Annotated in this window: 1 protein-coding gene; it reads right to left on the bottom strand. The window is 46.2% G+C overall.

What is annotated here, in order from left to right; genetic code table 11:
- Nucleotides 1-102: 102 nt before the first annotated feature.
- Nucleotides 103-480, bottom strand: a 378-nt coding sequence (locus tag NNO08_RS22905; protein WP_271457609.1) for a tail fiber domain-containing protein, incomplete at its 5' end; no start/stop codon positions are given.

Here is a 480-nt window from a genome sequence, read left to right as displayed (position 1 = left end):
AATGGCGCTGCTGTCCTGGATAAATATAATCTGCGACGACTGGTGGCTATTTGTTGCCAATCGCCGCAACTACTCCTGTCAGAGCTTCGCATTCAATCAGGTTCACTGTGAGCTACCCATATTCTTTAGAATGCTAATTTCTCGCCTCAACTCCTGAACAACCACGACCAGATCTGCAATGACTGCGCGGTCATCAACATTCATCACTGCAAAGTCATCACCGTTTTCATCTGTCGCCGTACCGCCGAAAAATGTGTAGCGATCATCTATGTTTGTCATTTGCTGCGCCAGGAAACCGCGACGCCGTATATTGCTCCCTTTATAGCAATATTCCATAACACCAATTTGGTCTATACGTTCGCCCGCTCCGTCAGAAGCAGGTTCAAAGCCATACTTAATACGTACATCTGATCCATTCCACTGTACAGATCCGTTTCTTCCATTGATGTTTCCATCCTCAACAAAAGCAAAGTTGGCAGC

Origin of the sequence: Citrobacter sp. Igbk 17, from assembly GCF_028069775.1 — a bacterium.
In the GTDB taxonomy this organism is placed as follows: Bacteria; Pseudomonadota; Gammaproteobacteria; order Enterobacterales; family Enterobacteriaceae; genus Citrobacter.
Note: the sequence above shows the minus strand (reverse complement) of the source record. Positions and strands in the feature narration are given on the sequence as shown.